The organism is Streptomyces sp. MZ04, from assembly GCF_004684775.1.
Classification (GTDB): domain Bacteria; phylum Actinomycetota; class Actinomycetes; order Streptomycetales; family Streptomycetaceae; genus Streptomyces.
This window is the reverse complement of the sequence record NZ_SRIC01000525.1, coordinates 1-2059: the sequence shown is the minus strand read 5'-3', so window position 1 is coordinate 2059 and position 2059 is coordinate 1. Positions and strand designations below refer to the sequence as shown.

The window sequence follows — 2059 nt, the reverse complement described above, 5'->3', positions numbered from 1 at the left end:
GGGGTGGGGCGTTGCGATCCGGGGCGCGGATTCCTTTGGCGGCCCGGTGCAGGAACTCGATGGATTGGGAGGCGAGTTGGGGGCCCGCATGGGAGTGGCGGGGCAGTTCGACGACGGTGAGGCCTTGGTAGCCGGTGGAGGCCAGGGCTTCGAGAACGGGCGGGAAGTCGATCTCCCCGTCCCCGAACGGGAGGTGTTCGTGGACACCGCGGCGCATGTCCTCGATCTGGACGTGCCGTAGCCAGGGCGCGGCGGCGCGTACGCAGTCGGCGGGAGGGAGCGGTTCGAGGCACTGGCAGTGGCCGATGTCGAGGGTGAGGCCCAGGGGCTCGGGGTCGCCGAGTTCGTGGCGGAGGCGGTGGAAGTCGGCGAGTGTGGAGAGGAGGTGGCCGGGTTCGGGTTCGATGGCCAGGGGCACGGCGGCGCCGGACGCGGCGTCCAGGACGGGTCCGAGCGCTTCGGCGAGGCGCTGCCAGGCGGTGTCCTCGGTGGTTCCCTCGGGGGTGATGCCGCTGAAGCAGTGCACGGCGTGGGCACCGAGGTCGGCGGCGACCTGGACGGCACGGATCAGCAGGCGGATGCGGGCCGCCCGCGCGTCCGGATCGGGGTCCAGGAGCGAGGGGCCGTGCTTGCGGCGCGGGTCGAGGACGTAGCGGGCGCCGGTCTCGATCGTCGCCGTCAGACCGAGGTGTTCCAGGCTGCGGGCCACGTGGCGGGTGCGGGCGGCGAGGTCGGGGGCGAGGGGGTCGAGGTGCATATGGTCGAGGGTCAGCCCGACGCCGGCGTATCCGAGGTCGGCGAGGAGACCGAGGGCGTCGTCGAGCCGGAGGTCGGTCAGCCCGTTGGTGCCGTACCCGAAGCGAAGGGGTTCCTCGGCAACGCCGGGGCCTCCGGCGCCACTCACCTGCGGGGCCGCCCGTCGCGAACCGCTCACGCTGCCGGGTCCTGCCTGCGAGCCCACGCCTGCGGGTGCCCGTCGCGAACCGCCGTCGCGGCCGCGCACTCCCTGCGGACCGACTCCGACTCCGGCTCGGGCTCCCGCTCCGACTCCGGCTCCGACTCCAGCTCCAGCTCCGGCTCGGGCTCCAGCTCCGACTCCGGCTCCAGCTCCGGCTCCAGCTCCAGCTCCGACTCGGGCTCCCGCTCCGACTCCAGCTCCGACTCCGACTCCGGCTCCAGCTCCAGCTCCCGCTCCGACTCCGGCTCGGGCTCCCGCTCCGACTCCAGCTCCGACTCCGACTCCGACTCCAGCTCCAGCTCCCGCTCCGACTCCGGCTCGGGCTCCCGCTCCGACTCCAGCTCCGACTCCGACTCCCGCTCCCGCTCCGGCTCCGGCTCCAGCTCCAGCTCCAGCTCCAGCTCCAGCTCCAGGGGACCCTTGCGATCCGTCGGCCGCTCGGGGTGGCCCTTGCGGCTGGCCCTCCCCGCGGGGCGCCCCCTGGCGTCCGTCGGGCTCACCGCCGCTCGGTGGTGGTGTCGCCGCCCAGTTCGCTCTCCCGGTCACGTGACACTCACCTTCCGGCCGAACCGGCGGGCCGCCGGGGCGAGAGCCGCGGTCAGCAGGGCGCTGCCCAAGGCGCCCGCGCGGGCGGAGAGTGCGGCCTGGAGCGGGATCATGGCTCGGATTCCGCCGCCGACGGCTCGTTGGGTGAGCTGGGGTGACGGGTTGAGGGTGGCGTGGAAGAGGGGGCGGGCGGCGGTGACGGCGTAGGTGGCCGCGAGGGCGGCTTGAACCGCGGCGCGGGTGCCGGTGCGCCACACGCCGGGTGCCGCACCAGTCTCGCCGGCCACAGTCGCCGCCAGCGCGGGTTGCCCTGCGTCGCGGGTGCCGGTGAGCCATGGCCCGGGTGCCGTGGCGGCAGCGAGCGCCGAGTGCTGTGCGGCGCGGGTGCCCCGGGGCCAGGTGGCGGGCGTCGCCTCCGCCGCCGTGGAGCCCGGCAGGCCGCGGGTGGCTGCTGCCCGTCGGCCTGCCGGGAGTTGAAGGGCGACGTCACGGACGCCGCCACCGTGACCGGCATGGCCACCGCGCCCGCCACCACCGTGACCCGCACGCCCACCG

General features: G+C 75.1%; 2 protein-coding genes and 1 pseudogene. All 3 read right to left on the bottom strand.

Features of this window, described 5'->3' with window-relative positions; all coding sequences use genetic code 11:
* On the bottom strand, window positions 1-904 hold a 904-nt coding region (locus E2651_RS42770; protein WP_135336655.1), incomplete at its 3' end, for a sugar phosphate isomerase/epimerase family protein.
* A gap of 26 nt (window positions 905-930) precedes the next feature.
* Entirely contained in the window at window positions 931-1458 is a 528-nt protein-coding gene (locus E2651_RS44910) for a hypothetical protein (protein ID WP_209446393.1), read from the bottom strand.
* A 42-nt stretch (window positions 1459-1500) separates the two neighbouring features.
* A pseudogene (locus tag E2651_RS45860) lies at window positions 1501-2059 on the bottom strand (prenyltransferase); the annotation flags it as partial.